Source organism: Pseudomonas sp. AK106 (genome assembly GCF_053903055.1).
On record NZ_CP096426.1, the window covers coordinates 1,396,607 to 1,416,316 of the forward strand.

The 19,710-nt window shown below is 59.7% G+C and carries 13 protein-coding genes and 1 pseudogene; 8 read left to right on the top strand and 6 right to left on the bottom strand.

Features of this window, described 5'->3' with window-relative positions:
* The first annotated feature begins 538 nt into the window (after positions 1–538).
* Together hrpA and M1E04_RS06365 are read left to right on the top strand one after the other, a co-directional pair.
* Positions 539–4,450: an ATP-dependent RNA helicase HrpA gene (gene hrpA, locus M1E04_RS06360; RefSeq protein ID WP_456292568.1), complete on the top strand. Its 3,912-nt coding sequence runs from the start codon at positions 539–541 to the stop codon at positions 4,448–4,450.
* A gap of 228 nt (positions 4,451–4,678) precedes the next feature.
* Positions 4,679–5,809, top strand: coding sequence for a beta-ketoacyl-ACP synthase III (locus tag M1E04_RS06365; protein WP_456292569.1), 1,131 nt, complete (start codon positions 4,679–4,681; stop codon positions 5,807–5,809).
* A 330-nt stretch (positions 5,810–6,139) separates the two neighbouring features.
* Here M1E04_RS06365 and M1E04_RS06370 read toward each other — a convergent pair whose 3' ends face one another.
* Positions 6,140–7,459, bottom strand: coding sequence for a putative porin (locus tag M1E04_RS06370; protein WP_456292570.1), 1,320 nt, complete (start codon positions 7,457–7,459; stop codon positions 6,140–6,142).
* A 279-nt stretch (positions 7,460–7,738) separates the two neighbouring features.
* On the opposite strand from M1E04_RS06370, the gene M1E04_RS06375 reads away from it, so the two are divergent.
* Positions 7,739–8,863: a GNAT family N-acetyltransferase gene (locus tag M1E04_RS06375; protein WP_296314106.1), complete on the top strand. Its 1,125-nt coding sequence runs from the start codon at positions 7,739–7,741 to the stop codon at positions 8,861–8,863.
* 73 nt (positions 8,864–8,936) lie between these two features.
* Here the strand turns inward: M1E04_RS06375 and M1E04_RS06380 are convergent, their stop codons facing one another.
* The 3 genes from M1E04_RS06380 to M1E04_RS06390 form a co-directional block, all read right to left on the bottom strand.
* Positions 8,937–10,769: an ABC transporter ATP-binding protein gene (locus M1E04_RS06380; RefSeq protein WP_192134023.1), complete on the bottom strand. Its 1,833-nt coding sequence runs from the start codon at positions 10,767–10,769 to the stop codon at positions 8,937–8,939.
* A 189-nt stretch (positions 10,770–10,958) separates the two neighbouring features.
* Positions 10,959–11,516, bottom strand: coding sequence for a peptidylprolyl isomerase (locus tag M1E04_RS06385; protein WP_065992670.1), 558 nt, complete (start codon positions 11,514–11,516; stop codon positions 10,959–10,961).
* A 380-nt stretch (positions 11,517–11,896) separates the two neighbouring features.
* A complete protein-coding gene (locus M1E04_RS06390; protein WP_296307600.1) occupies positions 11,897–12,823 on the bottom strand; it encodes a LysR family transcriptional regulator in 927 nt (308 codons plus the stop codon).
* Positions 12,824–12,873: 50 nt separating this feature from the next.
* Here M1E04_RS06390 and M1E04_RS06395 point away from each other — a divergent pair, with 50 nt between their 5' ends.
* The 3 genes from M1E04_RS06395 to M1E04_RS06405 all read left to right on the top strand — a co-directional run bounded on the left by M1E04_RS06395 (position 12,874) and on the right by M1E04_RS06405 (position 14,833).
* Positions 12,874–13,188, top strand: a complete 315-nt coding sequence (locus M1E04_RS06395) for a 3-phosphoglycerate kinase (protein ID WP_192134018.1) — start codon at positions 12,874–12,876, stop codon at positions 13,186–13,188.
* A 389-nt stretch (positions 13,189–13,577) separates the two neighbouring features.
* Complete coding sequence (locus tag M1E04_RS06400) at positions 13,578–14,444, top strand: carboxylate/amino acid/amine transporter (RefSeq protein WP_456292571.1); 867 nt, start codon at positions 13,578–13,580, stop codon at positions 14,442–14,444.
* Positions 14,445–14,596: 152 nt separating this feature from the next.
* Positions 14,597–14,833, top strand: coding sequence for a hypothetical protein (locus M1E04_RS06405; protein ID WP_456292572.1), 237 nt, complete (start codon positions 14,597–14,599; stop codon positions 14,831–14,833).
* Positions 14,834–14,929: 96 nt separating this feature from the next.
* Here the strand turns inward: M1E04_RS06405 and M1E04_RS06410 are convergent, their stop codons facing one another.
* Together M1E04_RS06410 and M1E04_RS06415 are read right to left on the bottom strand one after the other, a co-directional pair.
* Complete coding sequence (locus M1E04_RS06410) at positions 14,930–16,207, bottom strand: PrpF domain-containing protein (protein WP_456292573.1); 1,278 nt, start codon at positions 16,205–16,207, stop codon at positions 14,930–14,932.
* 93 nt (positions 16,208–16,300) lie between these two features.
* A pseudogene (locus tag M1E04_RS06415) lies at positions 16,301–16,581 on the bottom strand (mechanosensitive ion channel family protein); the annotation flags it as partial.
* Positions 16,582–16,895: 314 nt separating this feature from the next.
* On the opposite strand from M1E04_RS06415, the gene M1E04_RS06420 reads away from it, so the two are divergent.
* A complete protein-coding gene (locus tag M1E04_RS06420; protein WP_456292574.1) occupies positions 16,896–17,948 on the top strand; it encodes a hypothetical protein in 1,053 nt (350 codons plus the stop codon).
* Positions 17,917–19,455 carry a hypothetical protein gene (locus tag M1E04_RS06425; RefSeq protein WP_456292575.1) on the top strand — a complete coding sequence of 513 codons (1,539 nt, stop codon included), beginning with the start codon at positions 17,917–17,919 and terminating at the stop codon, positions 19,453–19,455. The genes M1E04_RS06420 and M1E04_RS06425 overlap by 32 nt, the downstream gene beginning before the upstream one ends.
* Positions 19,456–19,710: the final 255 nt, after the last annotated feature.

The window sequence follows — 19,710 nt, forward strand, 5'->3', positions numbered from 1 at the left end:
GTCGGGGTTCCTTCACTCCGGTCCTGCTCCGTGGGCCCGCGCCGAACGGACATCCATGTCCTGACGGCGCTCTCGCCGCATCCATGCGGCTCGGCCCACTCCGCGAAACCTGCGTTCAGCCTGCACCCAAGTCGCGTTTGGCAGTGACTGGACTTTTTGCGTCCGAAGATCAAAAGCAGATCACAAGCTTCCCGGCTAAAGCCGGTCCCACAGACCTACTGCGCACCCACTGTAGGATCGGCTTCAGCCGGGAAGAGGCCGGTGTGATCGCCACATATTTTACTGGATGCACGCGCTGCTCTTAGTGGGACCGGCTTCAGCCGGGAAGAGGCCCGCATGACCGCCATTAATTTTTTGGCACAAACCCCCCATGTGGAAGCCGTCACGACCTCGTGGGAGCGACCGGGGTGGCGCTCCACATTGCGCGCGAGGCCTTACACCCTGCCCGTGAATGCCTTTGCGCCACAGACCTGCCTCCACCCCACCAAATCTGCGACAATCCGCGCCCTGCATTCAGATAGAAAGATTCCGCGCCCTGATGACCGACGATTCGACCTCCATCGACCAACTCTTCAAAAATCTCGACCACGCGATGATCAGCGATCGTCATCGCTTGCGCCGGCAATTGCATGAGCTGCGCAAGAAACCGGACGAGACGAAGCTGGCGCAGTGGGTCGAGCGCGTGCAGGCATCGTGCGCCCGTGTGCTGAGTCGCGCGCAAAGCGTGCCGACCCTGCGCTACGACGAAAACCTGCCGATCGCCGCCAAGCGCGACGAGATCAAGAAAGCGATCCTTGAACATCAGGTGTTGATCATCGCCGGCGAAACCGGCTCGGGCAAAACCACTCAGCTGCCGAAAATCTGTCTGGAAATCGGTCGCGGGCAGCACGGACTGATCGGCCACACCCAGCCACGTCGCATCGCAGCACGGAGCGTCGGCAGCCGGGTCGCCGAAGAAGTCGGCACGCCGCTGGGCGGGTTGGTGGGTTATCAGGTGCGCTTCGAAGACCAGAGCGACGAAAACACCCTGATCAAGCTGATGACCGACGGCATCCTGCTCGCCGAAACCCAGCACGACCGCTTTCTTGAGCGCTACGACACGATCATCGTCGACGAAGCCCACGAACGCAGCCTGAACATCGACTTCCTGCTCGGTTATCTGAAAACCCTGCTGCCCCGTCGCCCGGACCTGAAAGTCATCATCACCTCGGCGACCATCGACCTCGAACGCTTCTCGGAGCATTTCGACAAGGCGCCGGTCATCGAAGTCTCGGGCCGGACCTTCCCGGTAGAGACCTGGTACCGGCCGATGACCGCCCAGCAGGACGAAGAGGGCAACAGCATCGAGGAAGACCTGACCGTCGATCAGGCGATTCTCGCTACGCTGGACGAACTGGCCGCCTTTGAACGCAGCGAGCGCAAGTCCCCCGGCGATGTGCTGGTGTTTCTGCCCGGCGAGCGGGAAATCCGTGACGCCGCCGAGATGCTGCGCAAGGCTCAACTCAAGCACACCGAAATCCTGCCGCTGTACGCGCGCCTGTCGCCGGCCGAGCAGCAACGAATTTTCCAGTCTCACCCGGGCCGTCGCGTGGTACTGGCGACCAACGTCGCCGAAACCTCGCTGACCGTGCCGGGTATCCGCTACGTCATCGACACCGGCACCGCGCGCATCAGCCGCTACAGCTACCGCGCCAAAGTGCAGCGCCTGCCCATCGAAGCAATTTCCCAGGCCAGCGCCAACCAGCGCAAGGGCCGTTGCGGTCGGGTCGAGCCGGGCCTGTGCGTGCGTCTGTACAGCGAGGAGGATTTCCTCTCCCGGCCTGAATTCACCGATCCGGAGATTCTGCGCACCAACCTGGCGGCGGTGATCCTGCAGATGCTCCACCTGCGGCTGGGCCAGATCACCGATTTCCCGTTCATCGAGCCGCCGGACGGCAAGGCGATCAGCGACGGCTTCAACCTGTTGCAGGAGCTGTCAGCGGTCGATCGCGAGAACAACCTGACGCCGATGGGCCGGCAACTGGCACGCCTGCCGGTGGACCCGCGCATGGGCCGCATGTTGCTCGAAGCGGCGAAGCAGGGCAGCCTGCAGGAAGTGTTGATTGTCGCCAGCGCCATGTCGATTCAGGACCCCCGCGAGCGTCCGCCGGAGCGTCAGCAGGCCGCCGACCAAGCCCACGCGCAGTGGAAAGATCAGGACTCCGACTTCGCCGGGCTGGTCAATCTATGGCGCGGTTTCGAAGAACAGCGCCAGGCCCTGACCGCCAGCCCTCTGCGTAACTGGTGCCGCCGTAATTTCCTCAATTACTTGCGCCTGCGCGAGTGGCGTGACTCCCATCGTCAATTGAGCCTGATCTGTCGCGACCTGCAACTGACGGTCAATAAAGAGCCGGCCGATTTCCCGAAATTCCACAAGGCGGTGCTCTCGGGCCTGCTCAGCCAGATCGGTCAGAAGACTGAAGATGGCGACTACATGGGCGCGCGTCAGCGGCGTTTCTGGGTGCATCCGTCTTCGGGGCTGGGCCGCAAGCGGCCACAATGGATCATGGCCGCCGAGCTGGTCGAGACCACCAAGCTGTATGCACGCATGGTGGCGAAGATCGAACCGGACTGGATCGAACCCCTCGCCGGGCACCTGATCAAGAAAAACCACTTTGAACCCCATTGGGAAAAGAAGCGCGGCCAGGTCGTCGCCTTCGAGCAGATCACCCTGTTCGGCCTTATCGTGGTTGGGCGTCGGCCCGTGCATTTCGGGCCGATCGATCCGGTGGTGTCCCGCGAGTTCTTCATTCGCGAAGGGCTGGTGCGCGGTGAAATCCAGTCCCGGGCCAAATGCCTCTCAGCCAATGCCAAATTGCTGGAGCAGCTCGACGAACTGGAAGCCAAGGCGCGTCGCCGAGACATCCTGGCCGACGAAGAAACCCTGTATCGGTATTACGACGAACGCTTGCCGGCGGAGATTCACCAGACCGCGACGTTCGACGCCTGGTACCGGATGGAGAGCCAGAAGAACCCGCAGTTGCTGATCATGCGCGAGGAAGATGTGCTCGCCCGTGAAGCCAGCGAAGTCACCGCCAATCAGTACCCGGACACTTTGCGCCTGGGCGAACTGACCCTGTCGCTGACCTATCACTTCGAGCCCAACCACCCCCGTGACGGCGTGACCCTGCGGGTGCCGGCGCCGCTGTTGCTGTCGTTACCGGCCGAGCGCCTGGAGTGGCTGGTGCCAGGGCTGCTGGAAACCAAATGCGTGGCGCTGGTGCGCAACCTGCCCAAGGCGCTGCGCAAGAATTTCGTGCCGGTGCCGGACTTCGTCAAAGCCGCATTGCAGCGGATGGTCTTCGCCGAAGGCTCGTTGCCCCAGGCACTGGGCCGCGAGCTGTTGCGCATGACCGGCGTGCGGGTGACCGACGAAGCCTGGGCCGAAGCGGCGCAGCAGGTGGAAAGCCACCTGAAAATGAACCTTGAAGTGGTCGACGCCAACGGCAAGTTCCTCGGTGAAGGCCGTGAGCTGGATGAGCTGACCGCCCGTTTCGCCGAGGCCGGACAGGCTGCACTCGCAGTGCCGCACTCGGCGAAAGGTCAGCAGCCGGTCGAGGCCAAGGGCTTTGCAAAGGTGGCCGAGAAGACTCAGCAGAACATCGCCGGGCTGTCGATGACGGTGTATCCGGCGCTGGTGGAAGAGGGCGGCGCGGTCAAAGAAGGGCGTTTCTCCACCCAGGCCGAGGCCGAATACCAGCACCGCCGAGCCCTGCAACGGCTGTTGTTGCAGCAACTGGCCGAGCCGACCAAGTTTTTGCGCAGCAAGTTGCCGGGACAGACCGAGCTGGCCTTGCTGTACCGCGACTTGGGTCGGGTCGATGCATTGATCGAAGACATACTGCTGGCGAGTCTCGACAGCTGCATTCTCGAGGGCGAAACGACGTTGCCCCGAGACGGCGCCGGCCTGCTGTCACTGGCCGAGCGCAAGCGTGGCGGTCTGACCGAACATGCGGAGCGGCTGGCAAGGCTGACGCTGGAGATTCTCAAGCTGTGGCATGGCCTGCAAAAGCGCTTCAAGGGCAAGATCGATCTGGCCCAGGCCGTTGCGCTGAACGACATCAAAGGCCAGCTGAGCAAGCTGGTGTATCCGGGCTTCGTCCGCGAAACCCCGGCGGTGTGGCTCAAGGAACTGCCGCGTTACCTCAAGGCCATCGAAATGCGCCTCGAGAAACTCGGCAGCCAGGCGCAGAAGGACAGGGTCTGGAGCATCGAACTGGGCAATCTCTGGGCGCAGTACCAGGCCCGCGCCGACAAACATGCCCAGGAAGGCAAGCGCGACCCGGAGCTGGTGGTGTATCGCTGGTGGCTGGAGGAATACCGCGTGTCGCTGTTCGCGCAGCAACTGGGCACCAAAGTGCCGATCTCGGACAAGCGCCTGAACAAGCAGTGGACTCAGGTCGAGGGGTGATCCCCTCGGCCCGCAGTGCCGATTACATTACCCGATAGCGCGAAATGGCGGCCGTTATGGCAAACTTCGCGGCTAAACTTCATAGCGTCATAAAACATCCGTCGTCCGCCAAGCGGGTTGCTGCCCCGTTGCATTGGGACCTTCGTCCCAGATCGCCAACGCCCCCGCTTGTGCTGGCTGTTCAGCTGCTGCCGTCAATGAGCTGCTTTTATCTCGAGAGGAACGACCGTGTACGAAGTCGTGATCAGTGGCACCGGGCTTTTCACCCCCGCCAACAGTATTTCCAACGATGAGCTGGTGCAGTCTTTCAACACCTACGTTGCCCAGTTCAACGCCGAAAATGCCGCCGCGATCGAAGCGGGAGAGGTTCAGGCACTGACGGAATCCAACGCGGCGTTCATCGAAAAAGCCAGCGGCATCAAAAGCCGTTACGTGATGGACAAGGACGGCATTCTCGACCCCCAGCGCATGAAGCCGCGTCTGCCCGAGCGTTCCAATGACGAGTGGTCGATCCTCTGCGAGATGGGCGTTGCCGCGGCCAAACAGGCCCTGCAGCGTGCCGGCAAGACTCCCGCTGACATCGACGGCGTGATCGTCGCCTGTTCCAACCTACAGCGCGCGTATCCGGCGATCTCCATCGAAATCCAGGCGGCGCTGGGCGTTGAGGGCTTCGGCTTTGACATGAACGTGGCGTGCTCCTCGGCCACGTTCGGCATCCAGACCGCATGCAACAGCGTCAAGCTGGGCCAGGCCCGCGCGCTGTTGGTCATCAGCCCTGAGATCTGCACCGCTCACCTTAATTTCCGCGACCGTGACAGCCACTTCATCTTCGGTGACGCGGCCACGGCGGTGGTGGTCGAGCGTGCTGACCTGGCAACCTCCCAGCACCAGTTCGACATCGTCGGCACCAAGCTGCTGACGACGTTCTCCAATAACATCCGCAACAACTTCGGTTTCCTCAACCGCACGGCGGAAGAGGGCCAAGGCAAGCAGGACAAGCAGGACAAGCTGTTCGTGCAGGAAGGCCGCAAGGTGTTCCGCGACGTCTGCCCGATGGTCGCCGAACTGGTGGCCGCGCACCTGGATGAGAACCAGCTGAACGTCAGCGACGTGCAACGGTTCTGGCTGCATCAGGCCAACCTGAGCATGAACCACCTGATCGTGAAGAAACTGCTGGGCCGCGACGCCACTGTCGAAGAAGCGCCGGTGATCCTCGACCGCTACGCCAACACCAGCTCCGCAGGTTCGGTGATCGCGTTTCACGAACACCAGGACGACCTGCCAAGCGGCGCGCTGGGCGTACTCAGCTCGTTCGGCGCGGGGTATTCGATTGGTAGCGTGATCTTGCGCAAGAAGTGATGCGCGCGGCATGACCGCGGTTGATGACGTAGGAGCGTGGCTTGTCCCGCGATCTGGCGCGCAGCGGCAGCAACACAATGAATGCGGTGTGTCAGCAAGAATGGCGTGGCGAGGTTTAACGACTGCTGCGCAGCCGATCGCGGGACAAGCCACGCTCCTACAGGTTCGGCGTATGGCATCGCAACAAAAAAGCCCGGCGTTGCCCTGTCGGAACGGATGATGGGGATCCGACAGGGCAACGGCGGGCTTGAGGTCTGTAGCAGCTTCAAACGGCAGTAGCGCGCCGCTTCAAGCGTTCAGCGTGTAACGTGCAGCTTGAAGCTGTCTTTCTTAAAACTTCGCCAGTACGTCCAGCTGCAGCGTGTTGGCATCCTGATCACGCGGCAGCGCAGAGGTCGCGAAGTCCGCTTTGGTCAGGAAGTACGTCGCGCCGACGGCGAAGTTCTTGTCGATGTCGTAGGAAATGGCCAGCTTGTGACCGCGCGAACCGGTAGTGCCGTTGGCGAAATCGGAGTCGGTGAAAGCACCCACCACAGCGTTACGCTGCGTGTCGCGGTAGTTGTAGTCCAGACCGAAACCGAACACCTTGGTTTTTACACCCGCCAGCCAGGCGGTGTCTTCGTCGCTGTTGGTGGCGCTGTTGACCACGTACTGACCGTACAGGCCGACCGGTACGACAAAGCCGGTCAGGTCCAGTTGACCGAAGCCTTCGTACAGGCGGAAGTCAGTGGTGTTGTTGCCGTTGATGCTCAAGCCACAGAACGTTGTGCTGGTGCTGGCAGCCGCCGGATTACAGTCGTTGGAGTTTTCATAGTTGTAGACCGAACCGCCGACCGTCATCTTCACGTTGTCGGTGATGGCGATCCGCGTACCCAACTGAGCCGCGTTCAGGCGCAGGTCGTTCTTGAACTGCGTACCTTCGCCGCTGATGTTGTCCTTGAGGGTGTAGGTACCGGCGCTGCCGAACAGCTCGAAGCCCTTGTTGATCGGCAGGCTGTAAGTGGCGGCCAGACCTTCAGGGTTGATGTCGTTGTCCCAGATCACGTCGCCTTCGCTGACCCATAGCTGAGCCATCTTGCCGCCGATGACGTGCAGGTTCTGGATTGCGGTCGGGTGGTAGTCGATGAAGCCCTGATCCAGCCACAGGTCTTTCTTGGTGAAGTAGTCGTTCTGGTCAACGTTGGTGGAGTTGGCCTTATTGTCACCACCGGTGGCGATACGGATGCCGGTGCTGACTTGCGGGTTGATCTCGCTGTAGGCGCCGAGACGCACACGGATACGCTGACGGTTTTTGTCCTGGCTGTTGTTCTGGTCGTCGATCTTGACCGTCTCTTGCCGAACGCGAACGTCACCTTTGAATTGAGTCTTCGCTGCCCATGCCACTTTCTGCTCGAAGGCAGACAGCTCGGAGGACTTGGCCGTGGTGGCGGCGGCGATCTGGTCGGACGTGGCCTTCTGAGCCTGTTGCTGAGCCAACTGGTCTTTGGTCAGCTCGGTTTGCAGTTCGGCATACTGGGCAGGTGAAATCGAGCCGTTGGCCTTGAGCATGTCGAGCAGTTTCGCGTCGACTGCGGCGCTGGCCGGAACGCTCATGGCCAGCAGCACACCACCACACAGGGCTGCCGCAGTTTTCGTGGAAGCAAGACGCATATCAATCTCCGTAACTGAGAAGGGATGACCGGATCATCCAGGGATCAGCCGACCAAAGGCGGGCGGAAGAAAATTGGCGTTCTTAGAACCTCTGGCTCTAAAAACTGGCGCCAGTATTGCCAGCGTTTATGACGATACGGTGGCAAAGTGATGTCATGTGGGTGACATGTGAAAATTTCGTTGGACCTGCGGGCTAGAGCGGTGCCGCGAGTAATTTCATGTGCAGAACAGATGAATAGGTGATACTGCGCCCACGTTGGCGCGACCTGGAGTGGTGGGATGTCGTTACACCGATTGGATAAGCTTTCTGACCTTGCGCCTGAACAGTGGGACGCCCTGATACCTGGCGATTCACCGTTTTTGCGCCATGCCTTTCTCAGTTCGCTGGAAGACAGCGGCAGCCTCGGGCCGCGTTCCGGCTGGCGCGCCGAGCACTTGCTGCACTACGAGGGTGAGCGACTCATCGCTGCGCTGCCGGCGTACCGCAAGTGGCACTCTTATGGCGAGTACGTGTTCGATCACGCCTGGGCGGACGCCTGTCGTCGCGCCGGGCTGGCCTATTACCCCAAGCTGCTGGTGGCGGTGCCGTTCAGTCCAGTGAGCGGGCCCCGGCTGTTGGCGAAGACCCCCGAAGACGGCCGTGAACTGCTCGCTTGCCTGCCGGGCTATGCCCAGGGCGAGGAGCTGTCCAGCGTTCACGTCAACTTCACCGACCCGGTAGCCGATGCGTTGCTCGCCGAACAACCCGGCTGGCTGCAGCGCATTGGCTGTCAGTACCACTGGCAGAACCGCGGCTATCGGGATTTTCAGGATTTTCTCGACGCCTTGAGCTCACGCAAGCGTAAGCAAATGCGCAAGGAGCGCGAGCAAGTGGCGGGGCAGGGTTTTGACTTCGACTGGCTCGAAGGGCATGAACTGAGCGAGGCGCATTGGGATTTCGTCTACGCCTGCTATTCCAATACCTACGAAGTGCGTGGGCAAACGCCTTACCTAACGCGGGAGTTCTTCAGTCTGGTTGCCGAGCGCATGCCCGACGCGATTCGTGTGGTGCTGGCGCGGCAGGGTTCGCGCCCGGTGGCGATGGCGTTCAGCCTGGTCGGCGGCGACAGTTTTTACGGTCGCTACTGGGGCTGTTTGGCCGAGTTCGATCGATTGCACTTCGAGACGTGTTTCTATCAGGGCATGGATTACGCGATCGCCCACGGCTTCAAGCGCTTCGACGCGGGCGCCCAAGGGGAGCACAAATTGATCCGCGGCTTCGAGCCGGTCATCACCCACTCATGGCATTACCTGGCGCACCCGGGATTGCGCGAGGCGGTGGCGGATTTTCTGACCCAGGAACGGGCGGGGATTCTGGCGTACGCCGAAGAAGCGCGCGGGGCGTTGCCGTATCGGCAGGGGTAGTTGAATCGCGGGTGTCAGCGTAGCGGAGACAGTGGGAGCGACTGGGTCGCTCCCACTGAGTGACGGCGACAGGTCAATCCACCCCGACGAACCCGCCCGTCTGATGCGTCCACAGCCGCGCATACAAGCCTTTGTGGGCCAGCAGTTCGCCATGGGTCCCGCTTTCCGCAATCACGCCGTTTTCCAGGACGATCAGGCGATCCATCCGCGCGATGGTCGACAGCCGGTGGGCAATCGCAATCACCGTCTTGCCCTGCATCAGCGTCTCCAGACTCTCCTGAATCGCCGCTTCCACTTCCGAATCGAGCGCTGACGTCGCTTCGTCCATGATCAGGATCGGCGCGTCCTTGAGCAGCACGCGGGTGATGGCGATGCGCTGACGCTGACCACCGGACAGTTTCACGCCGCGCTCGCCCACATGGGCATCCAGCCCGGTGCGGCCTTCGGAGTCCGTGAGCAACGGGATGAACTCGTCGGCGCGGGCCTTGCGCATCGCTTCCCACAATTCAGCGTCGGTCGCATCCGGTTTTCCGTACAGCAAGTTATCGCGGATGGAGCGGTGCAGCAGCGACGTGTCCTGGGTGATCATGCCGATGTGCGAACGCAGGCTTTCCTGAGCGACGTGGGAAATGTCCTGATCGTCGATCAGGATCCGCCCGCCTTGTACGTCATACAGACGAAGCAGCAGATTCACCAAGGTCGATTTACCAGCGCCGGATGGCCCGATCAACCCGATTTTCTCGCCCGGCTTGATATCCAGGTTCAGGCCGTGAATCACGCCCTTGCCCTTGCCGTACTGGAAGTTGAGGTCTTCGAATTTCACCTCGCCACGGCTGACCGCCAGCTTCGGTGCAGCGTCCCGGTCGGTGATGCCCACCGGCTGCGCGATGCTCTGCAGACCGTCCTGCACCATGCCGATGTTTTCGAAAATGCCGTTGACCACCCACATGATCCAGCCGGACATATTGACGATCCGAATCGCCAGACCGGTCGCCAGCGCAATCGCGCCCACGGATATCAACGACTGGGTCCACAGCCACAATGCCAGGCCTGTGGTCGTCACAATCAGAATGCCGTTGAGGCTGGTGATCACGGTGTCCATTTCAGTGATCACGCGACCTGCCAGCTGGGTCTTTTCTGTTTGTTCGCTGATGGCCTCGCGGGCGTACTGCTGCTCCGAGTTGGTGTGCGCGAACAGCTTGAGCGTTGCGATGTTGGTGTAGCCATCGACGATGCGGCCCATCAGCTTGGAGCGCGCATCGGAGGAAATGACCGAGCGAGCCTTCACCCGAGGCACGAAGTACCACAGCGCCAGAATGAACGCGAAGATCCAGCTCAGCAGTGGAATCATCAGGCGCCAGTCGGCTTCGGCGAACAGCACCAGCGCGCTGATCGAATAGATCAGCACGTGCCACAACGCGTCCACCGACTGCACCGCCGAATCACGCAGCGCGTTGCCGGTCTGGACGATGCGTTGGGCGATGCGCCCGGCGAAGTCGTTCTGGAAGAAATTCAGGCTCTGCTTGAGCACGTAACTGTGGTTCTGCCAGTTGATCATGCTGGTCATGCCGGGGCTGATGGTCTGGTGCACCAGCAGGTCATGCAGGGCAACGAAGATCGGGCGCAGCACCAGCGCGACGATGACCATCCACGTCAGCTCGAACGCATGTTCGCGGAAGAAATTCGGGTTGGGCGTGCCTTGGGCCAGATCAATGATGCGACTGAGGTAGCTGAACAGCGACACTTCGATCAGCGCGCCGATCAGTCCGACCACCAGCAGCGCGGCAAAGCTGGGCCATACCTGACGCAGGTAATACAGGTAGAACGAGGCGACGGTGTTGGGCGGGGCGGCGGAAGGGGCTTCGCGGAAGATATCGATCAGCTGTTCAAAACGGCGATAGAGCATTGGCAATGACGCCCACGCTTGAGCGGGCTCTCCTTTGGATGGGGATTGGATACAGCGGCTTGAGAGCAGCCCGGAGACAGTCTTCCGATCAGACCACATGGAAACGCGATTGCTCACGCTGAATCAAGGGGCCTTGTCCTTAAAATGCAAAAGCCGGGCAGGCGCCCGGCTTTTACGCTTGCGACAGGCTTAGTTCACGCGCTTGGCCGTCTTGATCAGGATCGGGTCAAGGGGAACGTTCTGCATGCCGCCCTTGTTGCCGGCTTGCGCATTGACGATCTGGTCAACGACGTCCATGCCCTTGACGACTTTGCCGAATACCGCGTAGCCATAGTCACGGGCGCCGTGGTCGAGCATCGCGTTGTCCTTCACGTTGATGAAGAACTGGCTGGTGGCCGAATTCACGTCCGAGGTCCGCGCCATGGCGACGGTGCCGCGCACGTTGTGCAGGCCGTTATCGGCTTCGTTCTTGATCGGGTCGTTGGTCGGCTTCTGTTGCATCTGCGCCGTAAAACCGCCGCCCTGAGCCATGAAGCCCGGGATCACACGGTGGAAAATGGTGTTGTTGTAGAAGCTGCTGTCGACGTACTTGAGGAAGTTCTGGGTGCTGACGGGCGCCTTGTCCTGGTTCAGCTCGATTTCCACATCGCCGAAGCTGGTGGTCAGCACAACGTGAGGCGCCGGAGCGGCCATCAAATTGCCGGCGAACAACACGGCAGCGGCGGAGAGGGCGATTTTCTTCAGCATGGGCAGAGTCCTGAAATTGATGTCGACTGCGAAAAAACAGGACGTAAGGGAAGCACGTTTGCCGGGATTTGGACAGTGGGCGTGTGGCGCGCCCTGCTTTAGCGGGACCGGCTTTAGCCGGGAAGGGGCCGGTTTAATCACCCCCAATCCTGCGGTGTAATCTCTGACGCTTTCCCGGCTAAAGCCGGTCCCACAGGGTAATGCGGTGCATTCGTAGGACCGGCTTCAGCCGGGAAGGGGCCAGTGTGAACACCCTCAGTCTTGCAGTGTGACGCCTGACGCTTTCCCGGCTAAAGCCAGTCCCACTGACCAGGGACTGAGGGGACTGATTTATTTACAGCGCTTCACCGTAAATTAATCTGTCCCCGGATAGAGCCTATTCAAAGCATCTGCTGCGGCGCCGGGAAGGGCGCATCCAGCGGTGCGGTATCAAAACTCTGAATCAGCTCAATCAGGATCTGCGTCGCAGGCCCGAGCGGTTTGTCCTTGCTGGAATACAGATAAAACGTCGGATGCCGACTGCCGCCTTTATCCAGCGGCAGAATCTTCAGCACCCCCTCCTGAATCTCCCGCTCAATGATATGCCGTGGCAGCCAGGCAAAGCCCAAACCGCTGCTGACGAACGCAGCCGCAGTGGCCAGGCTTCCGACCGTCCAGCGCTGTTCGGCGCCGAGCCAGCCGACGTCCCGCGGTTGATTGCGCCCGGAGTCACGAATCACCACCTGCAGCTGGCTTTCGAGGTCCTGGAAATTCAGCTCACGTTGCAACTGATGCAACGGGTGCCCGGGATGGGCGACGGCGACGAACTCCACCTTGCTCATCTCATTGCCCAGATACCCCGGAATACTGAATCCGCTGATGGCGAGATCGGCGACACCTTCCAGCAACACTTCCTCCACTCCCGACAGCACTTCCTCACGCAGCCGCACCCGACATCCGCGGCTCTGCGGCATGAAGGCTGTCAGCGCCCGCACCAGTCGCGCGTTCGGGTAGGCGGCGTCTACCACCACACGCACCTCGGCCTCCCAGCCCTGTTCCATGTGGTGGGCCAGGTCTTCCAACTGGCTGGCGTTCTTCACCAACTGCCGCGAGCGCCGCAGCAATACCTCACCGGCCTCGGTCAGCACGGCTTTGCGGCCGTCGATGCGCAACAGCGGAACGCCGAGCTGGTCCTGCATTCTGGCGACGGTGTAGCTCACCGACGACTGCGAGCGGTGCAGCGCTTCGGCGGCCTGAGCAAAGCCGCCATGGTCGACAACGGCTTGCAGCGTGCGCCATTGATCAAGGGTCACGCGGGGCGCTTTCATCTCTCGCTCCTGTTGTCCTAAGCTGGCGGTCCCTGAATGGAGACTGCCCCATGAAAAGAATCTGTTGTGTGCTGCTGGCGATGCTGCCGCTGAGCGCGTTCGCCTACCCGATCGACGTCGAGAAAGACATCAGGGGCGTGCAGGTCGACTACAACAGTCATGACGTCGCATACGACATCGGCAACATCACCCTGAATAACTTTGGCGACGTCCCCGCCAAGTGCAGCGTGGTCTTCCGTAACGGGCCGGAAGCCCCACGCACGCGCCGGGTCCAGGTCGCGCCGAAGAGCAGCACCGAAGTGACCGCCAAGTTCACCCGCGACATCGTCAAGCTGCGCATCTCCCTGAGCTGCGAGCCTCTGTAGCCCACGTCTCAGCGTCGACCGAGCGTACTTCGGCTTCGGCGATAAAACAAATTCTTAGATGGGTTCGGGTCGATAGTCGGCTTCTTTGATCGAGACGGCGGCCGCTGACAGGGCAGGGTGATGGGCGCTCACGTGCTGGAGTGACATCCAACACGTCTCTTAATCGTCCGTTAATCCCGCCGCCCGATGATGCTCGCGTTCATCGACACTCCATTGGCACTCGTTCGCTCCTGAGTGCATTGCCCGATCGACCCGCAGGACTGCGCCGGGTTGATCGGGTTTTTTCTTTTAGGGTTAGGCATCGCCGCAAACGGTGGCCCAGCCGACCTGTTCAATAGACACGCCGTGGCCAACCCGCTAAGGTCGCCGCCTTCAAAAAAGGGGCAACCATGGGCTATCTACTTTTCGTGACGCTGATTCAGGCGTTTTCCTTCAGCCTGATCGGCGTTTATATGGCCGGGCACGTCGACAGCTACTTCGCTGTTCTGCTGCGGGTTGTCCTGGCCGGATTAGTGTTCATCCCGCTGACGCGCTGGCGTCGAGTCGAGCCGTCATTCATGCGCGGCATGCTGTTGATCGGCGCGCTTCAGTTCGGCGTCACCTACGTCTGCCTATACCTGAGCTTTCGCGTGCTGACGGTTCCGGAAGTGCTGCTGTTTACCATCCTGACGCCGCTCCACGTCACGCTGATCGAGGACGCCCTCAATCGGCGCTTCAATCCGTGGGGCCTGCTGGCGGCGTTGGTCGCGGTGCTCGGCGCGGTGATCATCCGTTACGACCGGGTCGATCCGAATTTCCTCGGCGGCTTCCTGTTGCTGCAGGTAGCAAACTTCACTTACGCGGCGGGCCAGGTGCTCTACAAACACTTGGTCGCCCGCCACCCCAGCGATCTGCCGCACTACCGCCGCTTCGGTTATTTCTACCTTGGCGCCCTGGCCGTGGCGTTGCCGGCGTTTCTGCTGTTCGGCAACCCGCAGCATCTGCCGGATGCGCCTCAACAGTGGGTGGTGCTGCTGTTCCTCGGCCTGTGTTCCACCGCGCTCGGCATGTACTGGTGGAACAAAGGTGCGTGCCTGGTCAACGGCGCCACACTGGCAGTGATGAATAACCTGCATGTGCCGGTGGGGCTGCTGATCAATCTGTTGATCTGGGGGCAGAATGAGGACTTGGGCAAGCTGTTTTTAGGCGGGCTTGTGATTGTTTCATCGGTGTGGATCAGTCGCCGCGGTGTTGTTCAACGCCGGGCTGTTCTCTGAAACAGCCGGGTTAGACGCCTGCGGCACCGACATCAGCGAGGGTGATGTTAGATATCTTCATGGGTGGTTTTTCATGTAGGGACCAACCGAATAGATTGGCCCCAACGAAACGACTTAAACCACTTACCAGCAATTACGCGGAGATCTACATCATGAAAAAGTCCATCGCCTTCAGTTTCGCCTTGTCCATCCTGGCTACGGGTTCTGCATTCGCCAGCCCACAGCACATTAACCAACGCGCCATCGTCGACGCGTCCAGCGCTACCGTTCTGGACAGCAAAGTCGCCAGCAAAGAGGCGGTCAAGCCTTTCGCCACTAAGACTTCCGGCACCGTGACCGTTGCTGAAAACCGCAAAGAGTTCGGTTCCAGCTACCAGCGTGATCGTTAATGCCTTGGGTGTTATAAAACTCAAAATAAAAGCCCGGCAATTGCCGGGCTTTTTGTTGGTTGGTTAATTGAGTGGGAATTTGAATGTAGCTCGGATTCAAGTTCCGTTAAACAAACTGGCACTCGGCACATCATTGGATGGCATACGCTCGGTCAGCGCGCTGTCGAGCTCGGCAGAGGCCCGGTAAAGCGGTACATATCCTCGCATGAGGATCTGTGCACTCCGACGGTAGGCCGCGCTGCTTATGTTGATTTCGCCGCCTTGCAGCGCAGCCACCACCGTAGCGTCCAAACGCCCAGCGGGGTTTTCGATACTGACCTCCACATCGGCGAACTCGGTGCCCAAGGGAGCAATTCCCGTCGCCAACCGGTGCGCGGTAGTGCCTGGTATCAAGCAGGCTGCCGCCAGACAGCAACCGCCCGATACGGCCATCGATGCATGCCCGGTCTGGGGGGTGAAGTAACGAACCGCGATATTTCCCCCATTGCGAGGAGCGCCAACGATGCACACTTTCGGAATGGTTTCGCTGCGCTCGATTTCGGCACGACTCATCAATTCGCCGTCCCTGCGGCGCAGACGCATTTTCAAGCCCGCTTCAATCCACACCTCCCGCAGCGCTTCCATGAAGGGCAGGTCGGCTTCAAGTTCAGCGATGGATTCTTGGCCCGTTTTGCCGAAGCTGCTTGCCTGAGCGATGACCATTGGCACCGCCACATCGACGCACGACACCTCATGCCCTGCAATGACATCCATCACCGCGCCAGTGGGTAGCAGCGCCCCGGTCTTGTTGCCGACAGGCGACTGCAGGAACAGATCGACGCTAGGAAAGGCGCCCGTCACTCCAGGAATTTCAGCGGTGGCGAAACGGCCATGTTCATCGCGTTTCATTCGCGCAATGGTCAGCACGCCCGTGTTGGTGTTCTTTATCTCGATTTCGCAGGTCTGACCCCGTGGCAGTTGGCACAAACCGGCATCGATCGCCCACAAGGGCAGGGCGCTGGACATGTTCCCGCAGTTGACGCTCCAATCGATACCCGCATGGTCGCCGGCCAGTTGCGCGAGCGTACTGATCAGGCGTACCCCGCTCGCTGTCTGCTCGGCCCCCATCAGGAACACCTTGTTGCTGGTCGCGGGTCCACGTCCGAGCCCCGTTATCTGGCGGTTGCCTCTTTCGGTACCGGCCTGCGGGACGCCCATCAAATGTCGCATGAGTTCAGCGCGCAAGGACTCGTCCTGCGGCAGAAGCGCCTCCCAGACCACGATGCCGGTCGACGTCCCGCCACGCATGTAATGTACGGGTATTTCCAGGACGCCTGAATGGCGTCGGATGGTTGGCGCAAAGCCAGCCGGGGAATATGCGTCTTCGGTAGTCATTAGAAGCTCCGTACATTCGGGAAGTGAATCAATGACGCTCTCGGGAGGGCGACGAGCACATTCGCTTGCTGCCGTTTTGATGGTTTCAGGTGCTCACTCCGCCAGTGCAGGGCGGTCTGGCTTCATCTTCTCCAGCCCCATCTGTAAATCCGCCCCACTCGGCCGTTGATAAACCCCAGCCCGAACTCCGGCAGCACGGCCAGCAGGTAATCGAAGATATCCCCCTGAATCCGCTCGTAGTCCCCCCAACTGGTGGTGCGGGTAAAACAGTAGATTTCCGGCGGAACGCCCTGGGCCGTGGTTTCCATCTGGCGGTCCATGCAGGTCATGTCGGGGTGAATGTCGGCGTGGCTCTTCTGGTACGCGAGCGCGTATACACTGGCGTTCAATGCGGTAGCTTACAGTCAATTTTTCCCGCTCCGGATGGACACCCTTCAGCCCCGGATGCTCTCCAGCGTTCGTGCAGTTCCTGGCGAACCCACCCCAAGTGAAACACTGCCTAATGTACTGGCTGCTTGCCAGTCTTTACGTATATGCTCCGATCACTGCATCACGCCCGATCCTAAGTTTGCGGGGATGGTACCGGCCTTTGGAAGGCTGCGATCGATGCGTTATTGCCGCCTAGGTATCTGCCGAGGCGAGTGGTCCCTCGTGCCGGGTAGGAGGGGGCTGCTTACATGGAGATCGCATGAGTTTTTTTTCGGATGAAGAAATAGATTCACTCAAGATCACTCGAATGATCCTGCACGTGGTGGGCACCAAGAACTTCGCGTCTCAGCCGGAACGCGCCTTGGAGGAGGAAGCATTCTTTATCGGTAAAATTGTGGATATGGCTGCTGCGCCGGTCTTCATGTTTAAGGCTGTGTCAACTACCCGAGACGAGATTGAAGCCATTGCGACCGGGGCTACCTCATTCGTTGATGGTGCTCAGAGCCTGGCTGCAAGCTTTAACCGAGCACATGTCGGCGGAAGTGCTGATGGGGTTTTGTTGATGTTCGAGCTGTCGGTTAAAGACCCTAATGTGAAGATTTACAGCCTGATCAAGTATGACTACAAGCTGGCCTTGGAGCAGAATCATGGTGCTCCAGGGAATACACTGCGCCGGATCGTGAACGCCCTGGTAGACGAAAAGAAGGCCATCCAGAAAACGGCGCTCGTCCGTGTGATCAGGGGTGCTGCGGACAAAAATATTTCGGCCACTGACCGTACGAAGCATGGTGTCGATCTGGCCGATTACTTCGCCGACTTCTTGTCGGTGACTCGGGACGTCTCGGACACAGAGCTGAGCGAGCTCACCCGCAGGGTGCTCAAGGCGGCGCTCCAGGCCTGTATCGAATATCTACCAGGCAAAGATGTGGCCAAGGCCGTGAAGAAAGCCCAAGCCAACCTCGGCACCCGCAAGCTTATTGATGAAGATGCAATTGTTGACGCGGTAATGCTGGCGGCCGGTCATCCAAAAGATGAAAAAATAGCCGGTCGTCTTGAGAAAGAAACCCGCACCCGCGTTAAGAAGAGCAAGCTGCATGAGCTCAGCTTCGAGCCCGATCGCAAGATCCTACGGCAGCCTTACATGCGCAAAATCGTCACTACCGAAGGCGTCACCATCCTGTTCCCCGACCGGGCGGAAAATCCGAACGTAAAGGTGGTGGAGCTGAAAGGGGGCAAGAAGCAAATAATCGTGGATACAGACAGGGTCACGGAGGACAGCGTTGTCACACCAAAGCCTGGCAAGCCTACTTAACGACCTGTCATATAAGGGTCAGGCGCTGATCACTGAGGGGAATGCCACTCTCATCGTGTCTAACCTGTCTGCTGATGCTGCTCGATCAATCGCTCTGGCCGCCTCCACGGCTTCCTGGTCGATCGACATGTACGACAGCGCTGGGGGCGAAACCGAGGTCGAGGAGGGGGATGAGGTTTTCGGGCCGTTTCGTGCCGAGCTCTTGAAACCGCTTCCGCAGGAGCATGATGAGACTGCGGCCTTGTACGTGGCCACAGAGGCGGGTTTTAAAGCTTTTCTCGATAACGGTCATTCCGCATCACGGTGGTACGTCCTAGGCCTCCTCAAGCCGTTCAATACCAGGGCTCGCGCTTATAGCGACTGGGGCATGCACGAGCCCTATGTCGAATCTCAAGCGACAAAGTCGCCCCGGCTTTTGGTGAAAGAGTCAGGTGACGTACGGACTGTGCCTGAGGACGTGCGTCACTGGTTGCTCGCAGAGGGCCATGTGCTTGATGAGGCTGACCCATTGCATATGGTCTGGGCAACCCAAGCCGTTGACGCCCTGAGTCGTTGTTTTGCGAACGAGATCGACGCTAGCGGGAGCAAGCTCAGTTTTAAGGGGCCGCCCAAGCTCAATCTGACGCTCGCGGAAGCGATCAATGGTGCGGCGAAGATCACACTGAATGACTTCAAGGTCGTACAGGATGCTGCAGTTTGGGTATTCGATAACGCACGTGAAGCCGAAGTGAAGCATATCCTGCTGTCCGCTGAGATCGCTCGATCGGGTAGGGCGGATGGAGAGGCACTTCAGTACTTCAAGGTGAATCTTGCTGCAGCGCTGGATTGCGGGAAGATCGCCTACCAGATGGCGGTATCAGAGATCACAAAGGACACCCTCAAATCGCTGGGAGACCTTCGTAAAGCCGTCACTGAAGAAACGTCCAAGGCGACAGAGGCAACGCGCCAAGCGATCGCGGCGATCTCGACAGCGCTGACTGTGGGCTTGGGCTTGATCGTTGCGCGGCTCACGCTGCAGATCAACCCATTCCTAATTTCACTCGTGATGTCGGTTGCATTTGGCTACACCACGCTGAACGTGCTGTCGGGCCGTAAATTCATAAGCATTCAGCGGCAGTTGCGCCAGGATTGGCAGTCGAAGCTGTATCGCTTTCTCTCGGAAACTGAATATCAGAAAATGGTCGGTGATCCTATTGAGCAGGCAGAGAGCTTCTTTTACAGGGTCAGTTGCAAAGGTCTGACGATGCTTGGGGCTGCGGCGCTTGGGATTGCAGTCTTCGCGTTCGTTTATACGGCTCCATTCGTGGTGACGCCGTTAGTCCCTGCTGCACTCCCTGCTCCAACGGCTCCTGCAAGTCCGCAGGCACCAACCAGCGAACCGATACCTGAACCGAGAACTCCGGCGAAACCACCAGAAAAATGGAAGATACGTTCTGTTAACTTTGACGAAGGGATCTTCGCCATGCGCATAGAGGCGACAAGACAGCTTGGTTTCGCGGTTACGTAGGGGCAGCCTAGATACCATAGTCGTCCAAGCCCCCGAATCAAGGGAGCCACTCCGCTTCAAGGTCTTCTACTCTTCCGGGCCGTTCATTCAAGAGGCTGGATATATTAATTTATCGATCAGGCTATCTGCTGCGAAATAAAGATAATCGTCGTAAAACACCCGCCCGCTCTGACTTAGGTCGAAGCTATGATCAGAATTACTCCTTGGAAATATCTTGTGAGTTCTATTGGTTCGCTAACGTTTAAAGGATAGTCT